Genomic DNA, 16007 nt, shown 5'->3' with positions numbered 1-16007 from the left:
GGGGTTTCATATTTCAGCCCCGGTCCCGGGCGCCCGTATACTGAGCGGCGATGAACCACATACCGGCCCCGCCTGTCCCGCTCCCGTCCGAGGTCCGCCGGATCTCCCGTTCCCGTTTCGCCCTGTAGCACCCGGTGCTGGGGGTACTGACCGGCTTTGCGGTTGTCTGGATCATCATTCTGGTCGGCTATCTGATCGGCCGGCTGGGAGTGCTGGGCGACAACGCCCAGAACGTCCTGAGCAGGCTCGCGTTCTTCGTGGCGTCACCGGCGCTGCTGCTGGTGACGATGAGTGACGCGGACCTGCACACCGTGTTCTCCCTGCCGCTGCTGGTAGCGGGTGCCAGCGCGGCCGCAACAGCAGCCGTCTTCGTGTTGTGCACCCGCTGGTGGCTGCGCCGTCCGCTGCCCGAACTGCTGATTTCGGCCATGTCCTCATCCGTGGTGAACGGTGCCAACCTCGGCCTGCCAATCGCGGTGTACGTCCTCGGCGACGCCGCCTACATTGCGCCCGTGCTGATCTTCCAAATGGCCGTCTTCACCCCGTTGTTCCTGATGCTCCTGGACTCGGCGACCAGCGGCCGCCGCACCTCGGTGCGGATTTTCCTGGGCCAGGTTGCGCGCAACCCCATCATCATCGGCACTCTGATCGGGCTGGTCCTGGCGGCCACCGGGCTGAAACTGCCGGTCATCATCCTTGAACCGGTCACACTGATAGGCGGGGCAGCCGTGCCCGCCATGCTGCTGGCCTTCGGTATTTCCCTGGTTGGCTCCCGCCCCCTGCAGCGCGACGGCGGCCGGCGGACCGACGTCGTGCTGGCGTCCGCCTTCAAACTGGTGCTGCAGCCGGTCCTGGCCTACCTGCTGGCGCGGTTCGTGCTGGGGATGGACGGGCATCTGCTGTTCGCCGTCGTCGTCACCGCTGCCCTGCCAACCGCGCAGAATGTCTTTGTTGCCGCCAGCCGCTACGGGGAAGGCGTACTCGTCGCAAAGGACACCGTCCTTTTAACCACCGTCGTGTCGCTTCCCATCCTCATGGGTATCGCTGCGCTTCTGACCTGAGGAAACTACTTCTCCCGGCCCTGTTGGCAGTGGCGCAAAACACTGTCAGGGCATAATGTCGTTTGAAAGGCTGCTGAGGGTTGCGGCCGCCGCGGATTTTCCAGTCCGCTCCTACGACGAGGTGGAGGCACAGCACCGATGCCAACGGACGCAAGACACACCGGCCGATCCCGCGCCAGGACCCACGCCGCCGCAGGGCTTGCCCTCGCCGTCGGAGCCACGCTGCTTGGCGGGTGCAGTTCCGCTGAAGGGCCTCCCGCCCTCACCTGGTACATCAACCCGGATGACGGCGGGCAGGCAAACATCGCCCAGATTTGCACTGATCAGGCGGACGGGGCCTACACCATCGAGACCTCGCTGCTGCCCAGCGATGCCGGCGCACAACGGGAGCAGCTGGCCCGCCGCCTTGCCGCCGGCGACGACACCATGGACATCATGAGCCTGGACCCGCCGTTTGTCCCCGAACTTGCCGAACCGGGCTACCTGGCTCCGGTCCCCGACGACGTCGTCGAGCGGACCACCCAGAATGTCGTCGAAGGTGCGCTCACAGGAGCCACCTGGAAGGACAAGGTGGTAGCCGTGCCGTTCTGGGCCAACACGCAAATCCTCTGGTACCGGAAGTCGGTGGCCGAGGCTGCGGGCCTGGACATGACCCAGCCGGTCACGTGGCAGCAGCTGATGGACGCGGCCGCCAGCCAGGACAAGTTCCTGGGCGTTCAGGGTGCCCGCGCCGAGTCCATGACCGTGTGGGTCAACGCACTGGTCGAATCAGCCGGCGGCAAGATCGTCGAAAACCCCGATGCACCCGCCGACGAGATCCGGCTGGGCCTCGATTCGGAGGCCGGCACGCAGGCTGCTGAAATAGTGTCCACCATCGGCAAGGAAGGGCTTGGCGGCCCGGGCCTTCCCACCCAAACCGAGAACACGTCCATGATCCAGTTCCAGGGCGACCAGGGCTCGTTCATGGTGAACTACCCCTTCGTATGGCCTGCCACCAACGCCGCCGTCGAAGCGGGTACGCTGCCCGCAGGCCTGATCGAGGACATTGGCTGGACGCTGTACCCGCAGGTCAATGAGGGTGAAGAGACTGCTCCGCCACTGGGGGGCATCAACCTCGGAGTGGGCTCCGAGAGCCAGAACCCGGACCTGGCCTACCAGGCCATTGAGTGCATCGTCAGCCCGGAAAACCAGTCCCTGTACTTCACGACCAACGGCAATCCGCCGTCCAACACCGAAGCGTATGACGCACCGGGCGTATCGGAAACCTTCCCGATGGCGGAAACCATCCGTGAATCACTCCAGCTGTCCAAGCCCCGGCCGCAAACCCCGTACTACAACGAGGTTTCAACCGGCATCCAGCAGACGTGGACTCCGCCCAGTGCCGTCAACCCGGAAACCACGCCGGCAACCAGCTCCGAGTTCATCCTTGCGGTCCTGAAAGGTGAGAAGCTGTTGTGAGTACTTCAGTAGAAACCCAGCGGGGCACTGCGCCCGTATCCAAGCCCGCCAAGCCGCGCCTCAGTGACAGGGCACGCTCCGAACGGCGGCTCGGCCTGTGGCTGGCCGGCCCCGCCTTCGTCATCATGCTGGCGGTCACCGCCTACCCCATCCTTCTGGCCGTGTGGGACTCGTTGTTCCAGTACCGGCTGACCGCGCCCGATGACCGGGCCTTCATCGGTTTGGGAAATTACGCCGTCATCCTTACTGACATTGTCTTCTGGCGCGACCTTGGCGTCACCCTGCTGATTACGGTCATCACCGTCGCGGTGGAGCTGGTCCTGGGCTTCGCCCTGGCCTTGGTGATGAACAGCGCGCTGAAGGCCGTACGCGGCTGGCTCCGCACGGCGATCCTCGTCCCGTACGGGATCATCACCGTGGTCTCGGCTTTCGCCTGGTTCTACGCCTTCGACATCAACTCCGGCTATATCAACCACTGGTTCGACTGGGTTCCGGGAATCAGCCCGGACCTGAACTGGTTCGCCGACGGCCCCACCGCGCTGTTCGTGATCATCGCCTCCGAAATTTGGAAGACCACGCCGTTCATTTCCCTGCTCCTCCTCGCCGGACTGGCGCAGGTGCCGGGAGAACTGACGGAAGCTGCCGAAGTGGACGGCGCCACCTGGTGGCAGCGGATGTCCCGGGTCATCCTTCCCAACATGAAGGCTGCCATTATGGTTGCCGTGCTTTTCCGGGCACTGGATGCCTTCCGAATCTTCGACAACGTGTACATCATGACCAACGGCGCGTACGGGACGGAGGTCCTCTCCCTGCTCGCCTACCGCACCTCGATCTCCCGGCTCGAAATCGGCATGGGTTCGGCGATTTCCGTACTGCTGTTCCTCTGCGTCATCATCATTTGCTTCATCGCCATCAAACTGTTCAAGGTGGACCTCACCGGTGCACGAGGGGGTAACTAGTGAAATCCTCACCTGTCCGTTGCAGGCTGACGTGGACCATCATCTCGATCGTGGTGATCATCTACGCGCTGTTCCCGGTGGCTTCCATCTTTGCCACGTCGTTCAAGATTCCCAGCGACCTCACCTCGGGAACGTTCCTTCCCAACACCTGGTCCTTCACGAACTATGAAGAGATCCTGGTAGGCGATGCGCAGGGACTCTTCCTCTCCGCGCTGCGCAACTCCATTGGCATTTCCCTGATTGCCACCTTCATTGCAGTGGTGCTGGCAACGCTGTGCGCCTACGCGATTGCGCGGCTGGACTTTCCCGGCAAGAAGCTGATCCTGACCACGGCGCTGGGCGTATCCATCTTTCCGGTGATTTCCATCGTGACCCCGTTGTTCAACCTGTGGCGGAACATCGGCCTGTATGACACCTGGCTTGGGCTGATCATCCCGTATCTGTCGCTGACTCTGCCGATCTCCATCTGGACACTGTCAGCCTTCTTCCGGCAGATTCCCTGGGAGCTGGAACAGGCGGCACAGGTGGACGGAGCGACCACCTGGCAGGCCTTCCGGAAGGCCATTGTTCCGCTGGCCGCGCCCGGCGTCTTCACCACGGCGATCATCGCGTTCTTCATCGCCTGGAACGACTTTGTCTACGGCATTTCGCTGACCTCCACCGATGCAGCCCGGCCGGTGCCCGCAGCGCTGGCATTCTTCACCGGCGCGTCCCAGTTCGAAGAACCGACGGGCGCCATCTCGGCGGCCGCAATCATTGTCACCATTCCCGTTGTAGTCCTGGTGCTGGCGTTCCAGCGCCAGATCGTCTCGGGTCTAACCCAGGGCGCCGTCAAGGGCTAGTCCCCGGCACGTCCGGTCGAAGAAAAGGATCTGTTCTCATGGCATCGATCACCCTTAAGAACCTCGTCAAAAAGTACGGAGACGGTTTTCCCGCCGTCAACGATGTCAGCCTGGACATCGCGGACGGCGAGTTCATCATCCTCGTGGGCCCCTCGGGCTGCGGAAAGTCCACGCTGCTGCGCATGATCGTGGGCCTGGAGGACATCACCTCGGGCGACCTGCTCATCAACGGCGAGCGGGTCAACGACAAGGCGCCGCGCGACCGGAACCTCGCCATGGTGTTCCAGAACTATGCCCTGTATCCCCACCTCACCGTCTTTGAGAACATCGCGTTCCCGTTGCGCCTGGCCAAGGGCAAGTACACCGAGGAACAGGTGCGCAAGCTGGTCAACGACGCCGCAGCCACCCTGGAGCTCACCGAACACCTGGACCGCAAACCGGCGAACCTTTCCGGCGGCCAGCGCCAGCGCGTTGCCATGGGCCGCGCGATTGTCCGCCAGGCTGACGCGTTCCTCTTCGATGAGCCGCTGTCGAACCTGGACGCGAAGCTGCGCGGCCAGATGCGGTCGGAGATTTCCCAAATGCAGCGCCGGCTCGGGACCACCAGCGTTTACGTGACCCACGACCAGACCGAAGCCATGACCCTGGGCGACCGGGTCGCTGTCCTCAAGAAGGGCATCCTGCAGCAGGTCGCTTCCCCGCGCGAGCTCTATGAACAGCCCATCAACCTGTTTGTGGCCGGGTTCATCGGTTCCCCGTCCATGAACTTTCTCCCCGCAACAGTGGACGGAAACGTGCTGCGCACGGCGGTCGGGAACCTCACCATTCCGCAGGACAAAGCGGACAAGGCAGCGGGAAAGGACATTGTCCTGGTGGGGCTGCGGCCGGAGTTCTTCGAAGACGCAAAGTTCGTGGACGAGGCCAAGCGGCCGCACGGTTCGGTCTTCACTGCACCGATCAGCCACACCGAGTGGCTGGGCAACGAGCAGTACGGCTACATTCCCTTCCACCCGGACCCCGAGGTCAAGGACCTGCTGGACAGCCTGGCCCGTGACATGGACGCCGACGAGCTGCGTCCGCAGATTGTGGTCACCCTCGACGCCGCGTCGCGCATCCGGGGCGGACGGGATGCCGAACTGTGGCTGGACACCCGCAAGGTGCACCTGTTCGACCCCGAGTCCGGCGAGAACCTCACCCGGGATGCGCAGGCCGGAGCCGAGCTCACCGAGGAAGCCAACGCGGCCCGGGCCGAGGAAATCGCCATGGCACGGGAAAACGACGCGGTTGCCAGCGGCGTCGAGTCCTAGCATCCTCCTGCCGGTGCCCGGACCGCAGCTTCCAGCGACGGTCCGGGCACCGGAGAGTTCACCCGGTATCGTTTGAGCAGTGCAGGGAACAACTTCAGTAATTAAGACAGTGTCCACGTGGCTGCTCGCGCTCATGCTCACGGTGGCCGCCGCGGTCGTCGTGATCTTCTTCGTTAATGACAAGATCTACGGCCCGGAGCACCAGGTCAGCAGCTATCTCACGGCTTTGAAGGAGGGCGACGGCGAACGCGCCCTCGGCCTGCTGGCCGCAAAGGTTCCGGCCGCCAACGCCGCCCTCCTGGATGGTGACGGGCTCAGGGCGTCCGCAGCCGGCCTCGAGGTGCTGGAGATTGCCGAACCGCGGGACACCGGCGGGAACCGGGTGGACGTCGACGTCCGTTACTCCCTCGGCGGCGAGGAAGGAACCAGCACCTACCGCCTGGAACGTACGGATAAGCACTGGCTGTTTTTCGACCGCTGGTCCTTCGTCCCCTCGACGCTGCCGACCCTGACGGTGACCTCACTTGGCCAGCCGGAGGCCTCGGTCAACGGGGTCCCGGTGGCCCTGGCCGGGGACACCACCACGTTTGCCGCGTTTTATCCCGCGCAGGTCGAGGCGTCCTACACCTCGGAGTTTTTCGCCGCTCCCGCCCAGTCGGGAACCCTCGCCTCGTCCCGGATACGGCGGACCTGGTGCTGACCACCGAGGCCACCGAGGCGCTGAAGAATGAAGTGGATGCGGATGTCCGCTCCTTCCTCGCCGGCTGCACCAGTGCGCAGGACCGGCTCGCCCCCACCGGCTGCCCGTTCTTCCACTTCACGGACAACCGCGTTGAGCTGCCGATCGTTTGGGAGATCACCGAATATCCCGAAGTGAAGATCCGCTCCGTTTCCGGCAACTGGGTGCTTTCGCCGCTCAACGGCAAGGCCAGGCTCACGGCCACGCAGACGGATCTGTTCACGGGCGCCAAGAGCCCGCTGGAAGTGGAGAAGGACTTCAGCTTTGCCGCGCAGCTGTCGGTCGGCAGTACCGAGGTTTCCGTTACACCCCTGGTCGACTGACTCGCCGCCCCGCCCGGGCCGCGGCGGCGAGCCGTGGCCGGCGGGCTAGTCGAGGCCGCGCAGGTCCAGGGTCAGCGAGGTGTCGCCGGCAGCATCAATGGTCACCGGAATACCCCAGTCCTGCTGGTAGAGGTGGCACGCCGCGTGGTCGGGGATGTCGCCTCCGGGTTCGCCGTCGCATGCGGCCGCGCGGGCCGTGATGTGCAGGACGCCGCCGGGCACGGAGTCCGAGAGGACCAGCTCACGGCTCAGGCCGGTGGCCGTGCCGCCGCCGGACACCAGCAGTTCCTCCGGCGAGGAGGAAATCTTCAGCTGTGTCGGGTCGCCCCACCGGTCATCCAGTTTCTGCCCCTTGGGCGCTGAGAAACGGACTGACAATGCCACGGGGCCGGCGGCAACCGGGCTGGCCGGACGCTGGGTCTGGCGGGAACCCTCATCCACGGACTGGGCTTCCTTGGGAATCGGCAGCCGGACCAGCTCGTGCCTGTTGGCCTCCACGACGATCAGCAGCGGTTCGCCCGCACTGGTGTCCACCAGGACATCGGACGGCTCGGCGAGTCCGCGGGCCAGCGTGGACACCGTGTCCGTGACCGGATCATACCGGCGGACCGCCCCGTTGTACGTGTCGGCAACGGCAACTGAGCCGTCCGGCAGCACGGCGACGCCCAGCGGATGCTGCAGCCGCGCCCCGCCGGCAGCGCCGTCCCGGAAGCCGAAGTCGAAGAGCCCGGCACCGACGGCGGTGCTCACCAGCACCGGAGCCGCGCCGTCGTCCGCGCTGAAGGACAGCCGGCGCAGGGCCGAGGTCTCCGAATCCGCTACCCAGATATTGCCCGCAGCGTCTTCGGCCAGCCCGGAAGACTGGGCGAACCAGGCATGGTTCCCGTCACCGTCCAGCAGGCCCTCCAGACCGGTGCCGGCCAGGATGTCCACGGCACCGCTGAGCGGATCAAAGCTGAAGATCTGGTGCGTGCCGGCCATCGCCACGACCAGGCGTTCCAGCGTGGTGGACCACAGGACGTCCCACGGCGAGGAGAGGGAAACGTTCAGCGGTTCCGCCCCCAGGGCGGACTCGGTCAGGGAAGGCTCCGAGCCGCTGGAATCCGCTGTACGGGACTCGGCCGGGTGCTCCTCCCCCGCGGACCGTCTGGTGTGGTTTTCAGCGTCCAGGAGGCGCTGGACGCCGTTTCCGGCCACCGTGGTGACGGTTCCGCTGCCCAGGGCAACGCCCCGCAGGCGGTGGTTGACAGTGTCCGCGACGACGACGTCGTATCCGGCCCGGGCGGCCACGGCCGCGGGCAGGACAGCCACGCCCTGGGGTTCGTTGAAGCGTGCCGTATCGGCGGTGCCGTCCTGCCAGCCCTTGGTGCCGTCGCCAATGACCGAACGCACCGTCGTCAGGTCCGCTTCCAGCTCCACCAGGCGGTGGTGTCCGGTGTCGGCTACCAGGAAGGTGCCCCCGGGCAGCGGAACAGCCTTGCCCGGGAAGCGCAGGTTCCCGGCGGTGGGCTCGGCCGGAACGTACGGGCCGTCTCCGCGGTGCAGCGTTCCCTTGGCTTCGTGTTCGGCAACCAGTTCACCAATCAGCGAGTCCAGGCCGGCGGCATGCCCTTCGCCGGAGAGGTTGGCCACGATATAGCCCTCCGGGTCCAGGACCACCAGGGTGGGCCAGGCGCGGGCGGCGTAGGCCTGCCAGGTGAGCAGCTCCGGGTCGTCCAGAACCGGGTGGTGGATCTCGTAGCGCTCCACGGCCGCTGCCAGGGCAACGGGGTCCGCTTCATGTTCGAACTTGGGTGAATGCACCCCCACGGTGACGAGCACGTCCGCGTACTTCTCCTCCAGCGGCCGGAGCTCGTCCAGCACGTGCAGGCAGTTGATGCAGCAAAACGTCCAGAAGTCCAGCAGCACGACCTTCCCGCGCAGGTCTTCCAGCCCCAGCTGGCGGCCGCCCGTGTTGAGCCAGTTGCGGCCTTCCAGTTCGGAAGCACGTACCCGGTAGCCGGCGCGCACGGTTTCAGTCATTTACGGTCTCCTTCAGAGCTGCTGGCATCATGCTTGGCCAGATTGGCGAACATGTTGTTGTAAGCGGCCAGTTCAGCTTCATTATTCCGCTCGGCGGCGCGGTCTTTACGCCGTGTTTCACGGGCGTCGGTCCGCGACCACTGCAAAGCGACGCCGATTGCCACCATCACGGTGGGAATTTCGCCGACCCCCCACATGATGGACCCGCCCAGCTGCTGGTCGGCGAGGGCGGAGAGCCCCACTCCCGGCCCATGTTTCCAAAGTAGGAAGCCTGGATCAGCGAGGTGCCGCCCATCACCGCCACGCCGAAGAAGGCGTGGAAAGCCATGGTGGCCAGCAGGATCACCAGACGCAGCGGATACAGCGCCCGGTACGGCAGCGGGTCAATGCCAATCATCGTCAGCACGAAGATGTACCCGGTGAGCAGGAAGTGCACGATCATCAGCTCGTGCCCCACGTGCTGGCGCAGGGCAAAGCCGAACAGCTCGGAGTAGTAGAACACCACGATGGACCCGGCAAAGTTTACTGCCGCGAAGACCGGGTTCGTGATCACTTTGGAGAACCGTGAGTGCACGCCCACCAGGATCCACTCCCGGATGCCGCGGGTTCCGTCGCCGCGCGGCGTCAGCGCCTTGAGCGCCAGGGTGACCGGGGCGCCGAGGACCAGGAACAGGGGAACAACCATGGTCAGGCTCATATGCGCAAGCATGTGGGTGCTGAAAAGGACCATGCCGTACACGGCGGGAGCGCCGGAAGTGACGTAGGTCAGCAGCGCCAGGCCGGTCAGCCAGCACAGCGTCCGCACCAGCGGCCACTTGTCCCCGCGCCGCCGGACCTTGACCATCCCGCGGAGATAGGCGACGGCGAGGATGAGAACAACGGCGACCCAGAGCCAGTCGAACCGCCATTCGGTCAGGTAGCGCTCCGGAGTCAACTCCGGCGGAAGGTCGTACCCGGTGAGGATACGTGCGGGTGAGGCGTTGGGCGGCAGCTCCTCGGGCCGCGGGGTGGCCGTGCGGCCCAGCGCCACGGCCACGCCGGAGACGGCGCCCATGATCAGCAGTTCGACGGCGATGAGCTGCCACAGGATGCGGTTGGCGCTCTTAGGGCTTGATCCGCCGTCCGGGCCGGAAGCCTTGGCGGTGCCGGCCGCCTTCTCGGGCAGCTGCGGAATGATCCAGCGGCGGTGCAGGAACCCGATAACGCCCAGCAGCAGGGTTGCCGCCGCCTTCACGATGACCAGGACACCCCACTCCGAGCGCAGCTGGTCAAAGGATGTGATCCGCAGGGACGCATTGACGATGCCGGAGAGCAGCACCAGGGCGAAGGCGAAGCCGGCCAGTGCGGAATAGCGCCGGAGTACCACGCCGGTGATCGGTCCCAGCCGGCGGGACACCACGGCCAGCACGATGAGTCCGCCGATCCACAGGCATACACCGGCCAGATGCAGGCCGATCGAGTTGACGGCGGCGCTGTGGTCATCGCCCCCGGCGGAGTGGCCAACCAGGGCAATGGGGATGATGGCGCCGGCGGCCAGCACCCCGGTGGCGGCCAGCGCGTTCAGGGACCGGACACCGAAGGCCAGGGTGGTCACCACGGCAGCGATGATACTCACCGCCAGCCAGGCCCGGCCGGCGGAGAAATCGGTGACGAAGGCACCCAGGCCCTGGGTGTAGCTGGCGTCCGCGCTTAGCGGAAGCCCGGACACGTCGGAGTAGGTGAACAGCAGCACGGCAAGTGCGGACAGGGTCCAGACCGCTCCTGCGACCCCTGCCAGCGTCAGGGCCAGGGCAAAGGCCGGATGTTCCGGTTCCCCGGCCTCCACCCGGCGGCCCCGCTTCAGCTTCAGGGACTTGGGCAGGATGGCGACGGCAAAGACCAGGGCGCCGATCACAGCGGCCATGGCTCCGTTGTGCAGCGCTTTGGCGACCGGCAGCGCCCACCGGGTCAGGGCTCCGGGGTCGGAAAGCTGCTGCGCTGCTGCGGCGCCGGAGAAGAGCAGCGCTCCGGCCATGGCGGTGAACATGACGGCAGCGGCGGCGATCAGCAGGCCGTTCCTGACGGCCGGCTCGCCTGCAGGCCCACCGGGGGCACGGCGGGATTCGCTTCCCGCCCGGCTACCGGCAGCGGTATCGGTGTTGGCAGTTTTAGGCACGGTACCTATTCTCTACCCACGGTAGAAATTTGGGGTAATTGCACGAAAAAGGCCGGCGCCTTCCGGCGCCGGCCCTTGCACCTGCGAAGAGCTTACTTCTTGGTGGAGACCGAAGCCTTCAGCTTGGAGCCCGCGGTCAGCTTGACGCTGTGGCCTGCGGGAATCTGAATGGTTTCGCCGGTCTGCGGGTTGCGGCCGGTGCGGGCAGCGCGGTCGGTGCGCTCAACTGCGAGCCAGCCCGGGATGGTGATCTTTTCACCATTGGCAACGGAGGTTGCGAAGATCTCGAAGACAGCGTCAAGCACGCCATTTACTGCGGTCTGGCTGTTGCCGGACTTCTCTGCGACTGCTGCAACAAGTTCACTGCGGTTCATAGCCAATTTATGTCCTCCTGGACTAGGGGTTAGCTCGAGCGGATCACGGATGCGAAACCGCCACTGTTGGAAAACTTACCAGCCTGACACCGAAAACCCGGCAAAATCCGCTGTTTTTAGGGGTTTTTCCGCTCTCAGCCCAGAAAAAGGTGCCATCTGCCCGGCTAAGGCTCGTAGGCTGCTTTCCTGCACTTCCCCGTAACGGCGCGGTTTCCCGTTCCGGACAGCAAAAAGGGCGGCAACCCGAAGGTTGCCGCCCTTTCGTAACCGGCTAAGCAGTGCTTACCAGCTGGACTTCTTGACGCCCGGCAGTTCGCCTGCGTGGGCCATGTTGCGGAAACGCACACGCGAGATACCGAACTTCTGGAGGGTACCGCGGGGGCGGCCGTCAATCTGGTCGCGGTTGCGAAGGCGGACCGGCGAGGCGTTGCGCGGCAGCTTCTGCAGGCCGAGGCGTGCAGCTTCGCGGGCTTCGTCGGTGGCGTTCGGGTCCACCAGGGTCTTCTTCAGTTCGAGGCGCTTTGCAGCATAGCGCTCAACAACGACCTTGCGCTGCTCGTTGCGGGCAATCTTTGACTTCTTTGCCATTCTTAGCGCTCCTCACGGAATTCGACGTGCTGGCGGATCTTCGGGTCGTACTTCTTCAGGACCATGCGGTCCGGGTTGTTACGACGGTTCTTGCGGGTCACGTAGGTGTACCCGGTGCCGGCGGTCGACTTCAGCTTGATGATCGGACGTACGTCCTTGTCCTTAGCCACTAGAGCTTCACACCCTTCGCGATAAGGTCAGTGATGACGGCATCGATACCGCGCACGTCGATCGTCTTGATGCCGCGGGCGGAAACCTGCAGCGTCACATTGCGGCGCAGGGACGGCACCCAGTAGCGCTTCTTCTGAATATTCGGGTCGAACCGGCGCTTGTTGCGGCGGTGCGAGTGCGAAATGCTGTGACCAAAGCCGGGGATGGCTCCGGTTACCTGGCAGTATGCTGCCATGATCTCTCCTCCAGTTGTAGTAAATATGACGGTCCTCAAAAAACAGACACAGGGCGTTTGCCTAAGCACCTGCCATAAAGAGCGTCCCGCCACCAGTTTTGACACCGTTATTACTGCGACTTTCCGGAGGTGAACCTGGCGGGGTGAGATCCAGCCGAAGTGCCTCGCCGCGGGGAAGACGGTGAAGTTCAGGAAGCCAAGCAGCATCTGCCGGGACAGCCTTCAATTCTAGGTTTATACGGGTGGCCGCGCAAATGTCCCTCCGGCCGCTGCAATGCGGGGCCGGGTGGGCACGGGCGCAACTTAACGCCTCTCTATCCTAGGGGCAACCCGCCGTTCATTCAAACCGGCGGGACGTCCTGCCCGGTTAACGTGCCGGAGCTCACGGCTGCGGGGGGCGCGGTTCAGGAGGCCGGCGGTGTGTCGACAGAGCCGCCGGCCCCGACCACCACCACGCCGGCTTCCGGGTCCAGCTGCGCACCGTCCAGTTCCGTGCCTCCGCCGATGACCGCGCCGGCGTCGACAATGGCGTTGCGGAGCCGCGCTCCGGAGCTGATGCGAACGTCTCCGAGAATCACGCAGGACTCCACGTCCGCGCCGGCTTCCACCAGGGCGCCCGGGCCAATCACGCTGCGCCGGACGGCGCCTTCCACGCGCGACCCCGGAGCGAGCAGGCTGCCGGCCACCCGCGCGCCGTCTCCGACGTAGCCGGGCAGCCGCCGCGGCGCAGCGCTGAGGATAGGCCATTTCGGGTCGTCGAAGACCAGTCCCCGCCCGTCGATCAGGTCCATGTGGCCCTGGTGGTAGCTCTCTGGAGTACCCATGTCCCGCCAGTAGCCGTCCAGGCGGTGCTCGGCCACTTTTTCGGTCCGCACCAAATACGGAATCAACTGATCTCCGTAGTCCTCCAACTTGCCTTCTTTTTCCATCAGCTCATCCATGGCGGTGAGCAGGACGCCGGCGTCGTAGAGGAAAATCTCGGCCGCCACACGGTCCGTTTTCGGCTTTTCCGGCTTGTACTCGAAACCGGTCACCTCTCCTTCGGCTGTATCGACCACGCCGTGGTCGAGGGGTTGTTCCGGATTTTCGTGGTCACTACCGTCAGCGCTGCGTTCGCCGCCCGATGGGTCTCCACGACGTCGCGGTAGTCCAAGCGGTACAGGTGGTCCGCGCTGAGCACCAGCACCAGATCCGGATCGTACTCACGGATATAGTCGGCCTGCCGGTACAGCGCGTCGGCGTTGCCTTCGGCGAAGCCCTCCCCGTCCCCGCCCTGGTACGGCGGCAGGACACGCAGTCCCCCGTTGGTCCGGTCCAGGTCCCAGGGCGCCCGCTCACCAGATGGTCGTTGAGCGACTTGGGCATGTACTGCTCCACGATCCAGACATCGGAGAAGCCGCTGTTGTGAAGGTTGGACAGCGGCACGTCAATCAGCCGGTAGGAACCGGCCACCGGCATGGCCGGCTTTGCCCGGTGCTCGGTAAGCGCTCCGAGCCGGCCCCCGGTTCCGCCGGCAAGAATGATGGTCAGGATCCGCGGCGCGTGCATGGCAAGTACCTCTCGCTGGGGTTGGTGGGGGCTGCTCAGCTGTCCCTACGCTAGCAAACGAAAATCCCCGGTGTCAGGCCAAGTCCCCGCCGACGGGGTCGATGCCCGGTTCGATCCGGGCGAGGATCCTGCGCCCCACCCGCTCAAGATCCTCGACGTCGCGGGCGTCCAGTCCGTCGAAGACGAGGTTCCGCACCGTGCCGACGTGGTCCGGCGCCAGCCCTTCGAGGGCAGCCATCCCGCCGTCGGTCAGCGCGGCCATTGTTACCCTCGCGTCGGCGGGTGACGGAGACCGTTCCATCCAGCCGCGGCCCTCGAGCTTTTTGACCACGTGGGAGAGGCGCGAGAGCGACGCGTTGGACCGTGCCGCCAGTTCACTCATGGGAAGTGCCCGGTCCGGCGCTTCGGATGCCATGGCCAGCACGTGATAGTCGAAAAGGGTTATCCGCGCCCGTTTGAAGAGATCAGCGTCCAGTGTGGGGGTCAGCCGGGTTGCGACAGCATACAGCGCCAGCCAGGCCCGCCTTTCCTCGGGGGTCAGCCAGCGGGGACCGGATGCACCAGATTCACTCATGCGTCAATTCTCCCACGGTTGGTTGAGCCTTCAAGGATTGACGGGCCGGACTGGATTGCTACTTGCCGGAATCGGCCTTTTCCGTGCCGAAGGGCAGGGAATCGACATCCAGCCTCGGGTTTTCATCCTGCGTTGCCACCAGTTCGTGCGCTTCGGCCCGGGTATCCACGCTCGGCATGGAACCGGGCATCGGACGGTTGGCTGATTCCTTCATGATGAAAATGGCAACGGCGCCCACGGCTGAGGTCGCGATCAGCCAGAAGGCCGGCATCATGTCATTGCCGCTGATGTTGATCAGGCCCTGCATAATGAGCGGGGCGGTGCCGCCGAAGATCGCCACGGCGAAGTTGTACGAAATGCCCATGGCACCGTAGCGGCTCGCGGTGGTGAACAGTGCCGGAAGGGCAGACGCCAGGTTGGATACGTACAGCGCCACCGGCACGGCCAGCAGGACCAGGCCCAGGAGCGTGGACCACACCGGTCCCATCCCGATCAGCAGGAAGGACGGGATGGCCAGCACAACCGTGGAGGCAGCACCCATCATCAGGACCGGTCGGCGGCCGATCCGGTCGGAGAGCTTTCCGCACAGCGGAATGCACAGTGCCATCAGCACCAGGACCGGGATGGTCAGCAGGGTACCGTGCACGGCGTCGTAGCCTTTGGAGTCCGTCAGGTAGGACGGCATGTACGAAGTCAGGGCATAGCCCACGGTGTTGGCCGCGGCAACCAGCATCATGGCGACGACGATCGGCCGCCAGTAAAGGCCGATCATGGCCCAAGTACCCGGAGGCGTCATGGACTCATCCGGATTATCCGAAGCTGCGTTCTGCTCCTGCGCGTCCAGGGTTGCCTGGAAGGCCGGGGATTCCTCGATCTTGAGGCGGAAGTAAATGGCAATCATGCCCAGCGGTCCCGCAATCAGGAAGGGAATGCGCCAGCCCCAGTCGAGCATGGTCTCGGCGCTGAGCGTCAGCTGCAGGATGGACACCACCGCGGCGCCCAGGGCGAAGCCCATGTAACTGCCCAAATCCAAGATGCTTGAGAGGAAGCCGCGGCGCTTGTCGGAGGCATATTCAGTAACGAAGGTGGTGGCGCCGGCGTATTCGCCCCCGGTGGAGAAGCCCTGGAGGAGTTTCATCAGGACCAGCAGGACCGGAGCCCACATGCCGATCTGGTCATAGCCGGGCAGCAGCCCGATGACGAACGTGGAACCCGCCATCAGTATCAACGTGGTGGCCAGGGTCTTCTGGCGGCCCAAGCGGTCACCGAGATGCCCAAAAACAACACCGCCGAGCGGCCGGGCCAGGAAGGTCGCGGCGAAGACACCCAGACTGAAGATCAGCTGTGCGGAGGCGTCGGCCTCGGAGAGGAACACGGCTCCCATGGTGACGGCGAGGTAGCCGTAAACACCGATGTCGAACCATTCCATCGTGTTGCCGACGACGGTTCCGCCGACGGCTTTTTTCATCATCGATTTGTCGACGACGTTAACGTCGTCAATTTTAAGCCGGCGGCGCCGAAGGACCGGACGGCGGAGAGCTGGTGCGTCTTTAGGCATGGTGGCTTTCTTTCCTGGAAGTCAGCTGCGTGTATCGGAAGCAACCGGCCGAACGCCGCAGGAGGCGTCAGGCAGACCATCAAGTTTAGGAAA

17 protein-coding genes and 2 pseudogenes are annotated in these 16007 nt (G+C 64.9%); 7 read left to right on the top strand and 12 right to left on the bottom strand.

Annotated features, from left to right (window positions below; translation table 11 throughout):
- The first annotated feature begins 134 nt into the window (after nt 1–134).
- The 7 genes from OL239_RS03090 (at nt 135) to OL239_RS03060 (ending at nt 6689) form a co-directional block, all read left to right on the top strand.
- Entirely contained in the window at nt 135–1061 is a 927-nt protein-coding gene (locus OL239_RS03090; RefSeq protein WP_268910697.1) for an AEC family transporter, read from the top strand.
- A 138-nt stretch (nt 1062–1199) separates the two neighbouring features.
- On the top strand, nt 1200–2519 hold the full coding sequence (locus tag OL239_RS03085; protein WP_268910696.1) for an extracellular solute-binding protein: 1320 nt from the start codon (nt 1200–1202) through the stop codon (nt 2517–2519).
- Complete coding sequence (locus OL239_RS03080; protein ID WP_268910695.1) at nt 2516–3478, top strand: carbohydrate ABC transporter permease; 963 nt, start codon at nt 2516–2518, stop codon at nt 3476–3478. The genes OL239_RS03085 and OL239_RS03080 overlap by 4 nt, the downstream gene beginning before the upstream one ends.
- Nucleotides 3478–4320: a carbohydrate ABC transporter permease gene (locus OL239_RS03075; protein ID WP_268910694.1), complete on the top strand. Its 843-nt coding sequence runs from the start codon at nt 3478–3480 to the stop codon at nt 4318–4320. Before OL239_RS03080 ends, OL239_RS03075 begins: the two co-directional genes overlap by 1 nt.
- 38 nt (nt 4321–4358) lie before the next feature.
- Nucleotides 4359–5627 carry an ABC transporter ATP-binding protein gene (locus OL239_RS03070; protein WP_268910693.1) on the top strand — a complete coding sequence of 423 codons (1269 nt, stop codon included), beginning with the start codon at nt 4359–4361 and terminating at the stop codon, nt 5625–5627.
- Between the two features lie 109 nt (nt 5628–5736).
- Nucleotides 5737–6327 carry a hypothetical protein gene (locus OL239_RS03065; RefSeq protein WP_268910692.1) on the top strand — a complete coding sequence of 197 codons (591 nt, stop codon included), beginning with the start codon at nt 5737–5739 and terminating at the stop codon, nt 6325–6327.
- A complete protein-coding gene (locus OL239_RS03060; RefSeq protein WP_268910691.1) occupies nt 6321–6689 on the top strand; it encodes a hypothetical protein in 369 nt (122 codons plus the stop codon). The genes OL239_RS03065 and OL239_RS03060 overlap by 7 nt, the downstream gene beginning before the upstream one ends.
- Nucleotides 6690–6734: 45 nt before the next feature.
- On the opposite strand, the gene OL239_RS03055 is transcribed toward OL239_RS03060, so the two are convergent.
- The 12 genes and pseudogenes from OL239_RS03055 to OL239_RS03010 all read right to left on the bottom strand — a co-directional run bounded on the left by OL239_RS03055 (nt 6735) and on the right by OL239_RS03010 (nt 15914).
- A complete protein-coding gene (locus OL239_RS03055) occupies nt 6735–8711 on the bottom strand; it encodes an NHL domain-containing thioredoxin family protein (protein ID WP_268910690.1) in 1977 nt (658 codons plus the stop codon).
- Nucleotides 8708–8881, bottom strand: a complete 174-nt coding sequence (locus OL239_RS19975; protein ID WP_442864325.1) for a hypothetical protein — start codon at nt 8879–8881, stop codon at nt 8708–8710. The genes OL239_RS03055 and OL239_RS19975 overlap by 4 nt, the downstream gene beginning before the upstream one ends.
- A 36-nt stretch (nt 8882–8917) precedes the next feature.
- Nucleotides 8918–10614: pseudogene (locus OL239_RS03050) on the bottom strand (cytochrome c oxidase assembly protein); the annotation flags it as partial.
- A 344-nt stretch (nt 10615–10958) separates the two neighbouring features.
- On the bottom strand, nt 10959–11246 hold the full coding sequence (locus OL239_RS03045; protein ID WP_268910689.1) for an HU family DNA-binding protein: 288 nt from the start codon (nt 11244–11246) through the stop codon (nt 10959–10961).
- A 276-nt stretch (nt 11247–11522) separates the two neighbouring features.
- Nucleotides 11523–11828, bottom strand: a complete 306-nt coding sequence (gene rpsN / locus OL239_RS03040) for a 30S ribosomal protein S14 (protein WP_104102015.1) — start codon at nt 11826–11828, stop codon at nt 11523–11525.
- A gap of 2 nt (nt 11829–11830) precedes the next feature.
- The gene (gene rpmG / locus OL239_RS03035; protein ID WP_164204159.1) at nt 11831–11998 is read right to left on the bottom strand and encodes a 50S ribosomal protein L33; all 168 of its coding nucleotides are present in this window, start codon (nt 11996–11998) and stop codon (nt 11831–11833) included.
- Entirely contained in the window at nt 11998–12234 is a 237-nt protein-coding gene (gene rpmB, locus OL239_RS03030; RefSeq protein ID WP_104053173.1) for a 50S ribosomal protein L28, read from the bottom strand. The genes rpmG and rpmB overlap by 1 nt, the downstream gene beginning before the upstream one ends.
- Nucleotides 12235–12638: 404 nt before the next feature.
- Nucleotides 12639–13268: a sugar phosphate nucleotidyltransferase gene (locus OL239_RS03025; protein WP_329609332.1), complete on the bottom strand. Its 630-nt coding sequence runs from the start codon at nt 13266–13268 to the stop codon at nt 12639–12641.
- Nucleotides 13265–13444, bottom strand: coding sequence for a sugar phosphate nucleotidyltransferase (locus OL239_RS19280; RefSeq protein ID WP_329609393.1), 180 nt, complete (start codon nt 13442–13444; stop codon nt 13265–13267). Before OL239_RS19280 ends, OL239_RS03025 begins: the two co-directional genes overlap by 4 nt.
- A gap of 179 nt (nt 13445–13623) precedes the next feature.
- Nucleotides 13624–13782: pseudogene (locus OL239_RS19275) on the bottom strand (sugar phosphate nucleotidyltransferase); the annotation flags it as partial.
- Between the two features lie 73 nt (nt 13783–13855).
- Nucleotides 13856–14356: a MarR family winged helix-turn-helix transcriptional regulator gene (locus OL239_RS03015; RefSeq protein ID WP_268910687.1), complete on the bottom strand. Its 501-nt coding sequence runs from the start codon at nt 14354–14356 to the stop codon at nt 13856–13858.
- 58 nt (nt 14357–14414) lie between these two features.
- On the bottom strand, nt 14415–15914 hold the full coding sequence (locus tag OL239_RS03010) for an MFS transporter (protein WP_268910686.1): 1500 nt from the start codon (nt 15912–15914) through the stop codon (nt 14415–14417).
- Nucleotides 15915–16007: the final 93 nt, after the last annotated feature.

The organism is Arthrobacter sp. ATA002, from assembly GCF_026898095.1.
Classification (GTDB): Bacteria; Actinomycetota; Actinomycetes; order Actinomycetales; family Micrococcaceae; genus Arthrobacter_B.
The sequence above is the reverse complement of the archived record's forward strand: the minus strand, read 5'-3'. Positions and strand labels throughout refer to the sequence as shown.

What these genes read in the sequence shown, in the direction of transcription:
- rpsN (WP_104102015.1), bottom strand. Translation starts at nt 11,828, where the DNA reads ATGGCAAAGAAGTCAAAGATTGCCCGCAACGAGCAGCGCAAGGTCGTT.
- rpmB (WP_104053173.1), bottom strand. Translation starts at nt 12,234, where the DNA reads ATGGCAGCATACTGCCAGGTAACCGGAGCCATCCCCGGCTTTGGTCAC.
- OL239_RS03015 (WP_268910687.1), bottom strand. Translation starts at nt 14,356, where the DNA reads ATGAGTGAATCTGGTGCATCCGGTCCCCGCTGGCTGACCCCCGAGGAA.
- OL239_RS03055 (WP_268910690.1), bottom strand. Translation starts at nt 8,711, where the DNA reads ATGACTGAAACCGTGCGCGCCGGCTACCGGGTACGTGCTTCCGAACTG.
- OL239_RS03085 (WP_268910696.1), top strand. Translation starts at nt 1,200, where the DNA reads ATGCCAACGGACGCAAGACACACCGGCCGATCCCGCGCCAGGACCCAC.
- OL239_RS03010 (WP_268910686.1), bottom strand. Translation starts at nt 15,914, where the DNA reads ATGCCTAAAGACGCACCAGCTCTCCGCCGTCCGGTCCTTCGGCGCCGC.
- OL239_RS03070 (WP_268910693.1), top strand. Translation starts at nt 4,359, where the DNA reads ATGGCATCGATCACCCTTAAGAACCTCGTCAAAAAGTACGGAGACGGT.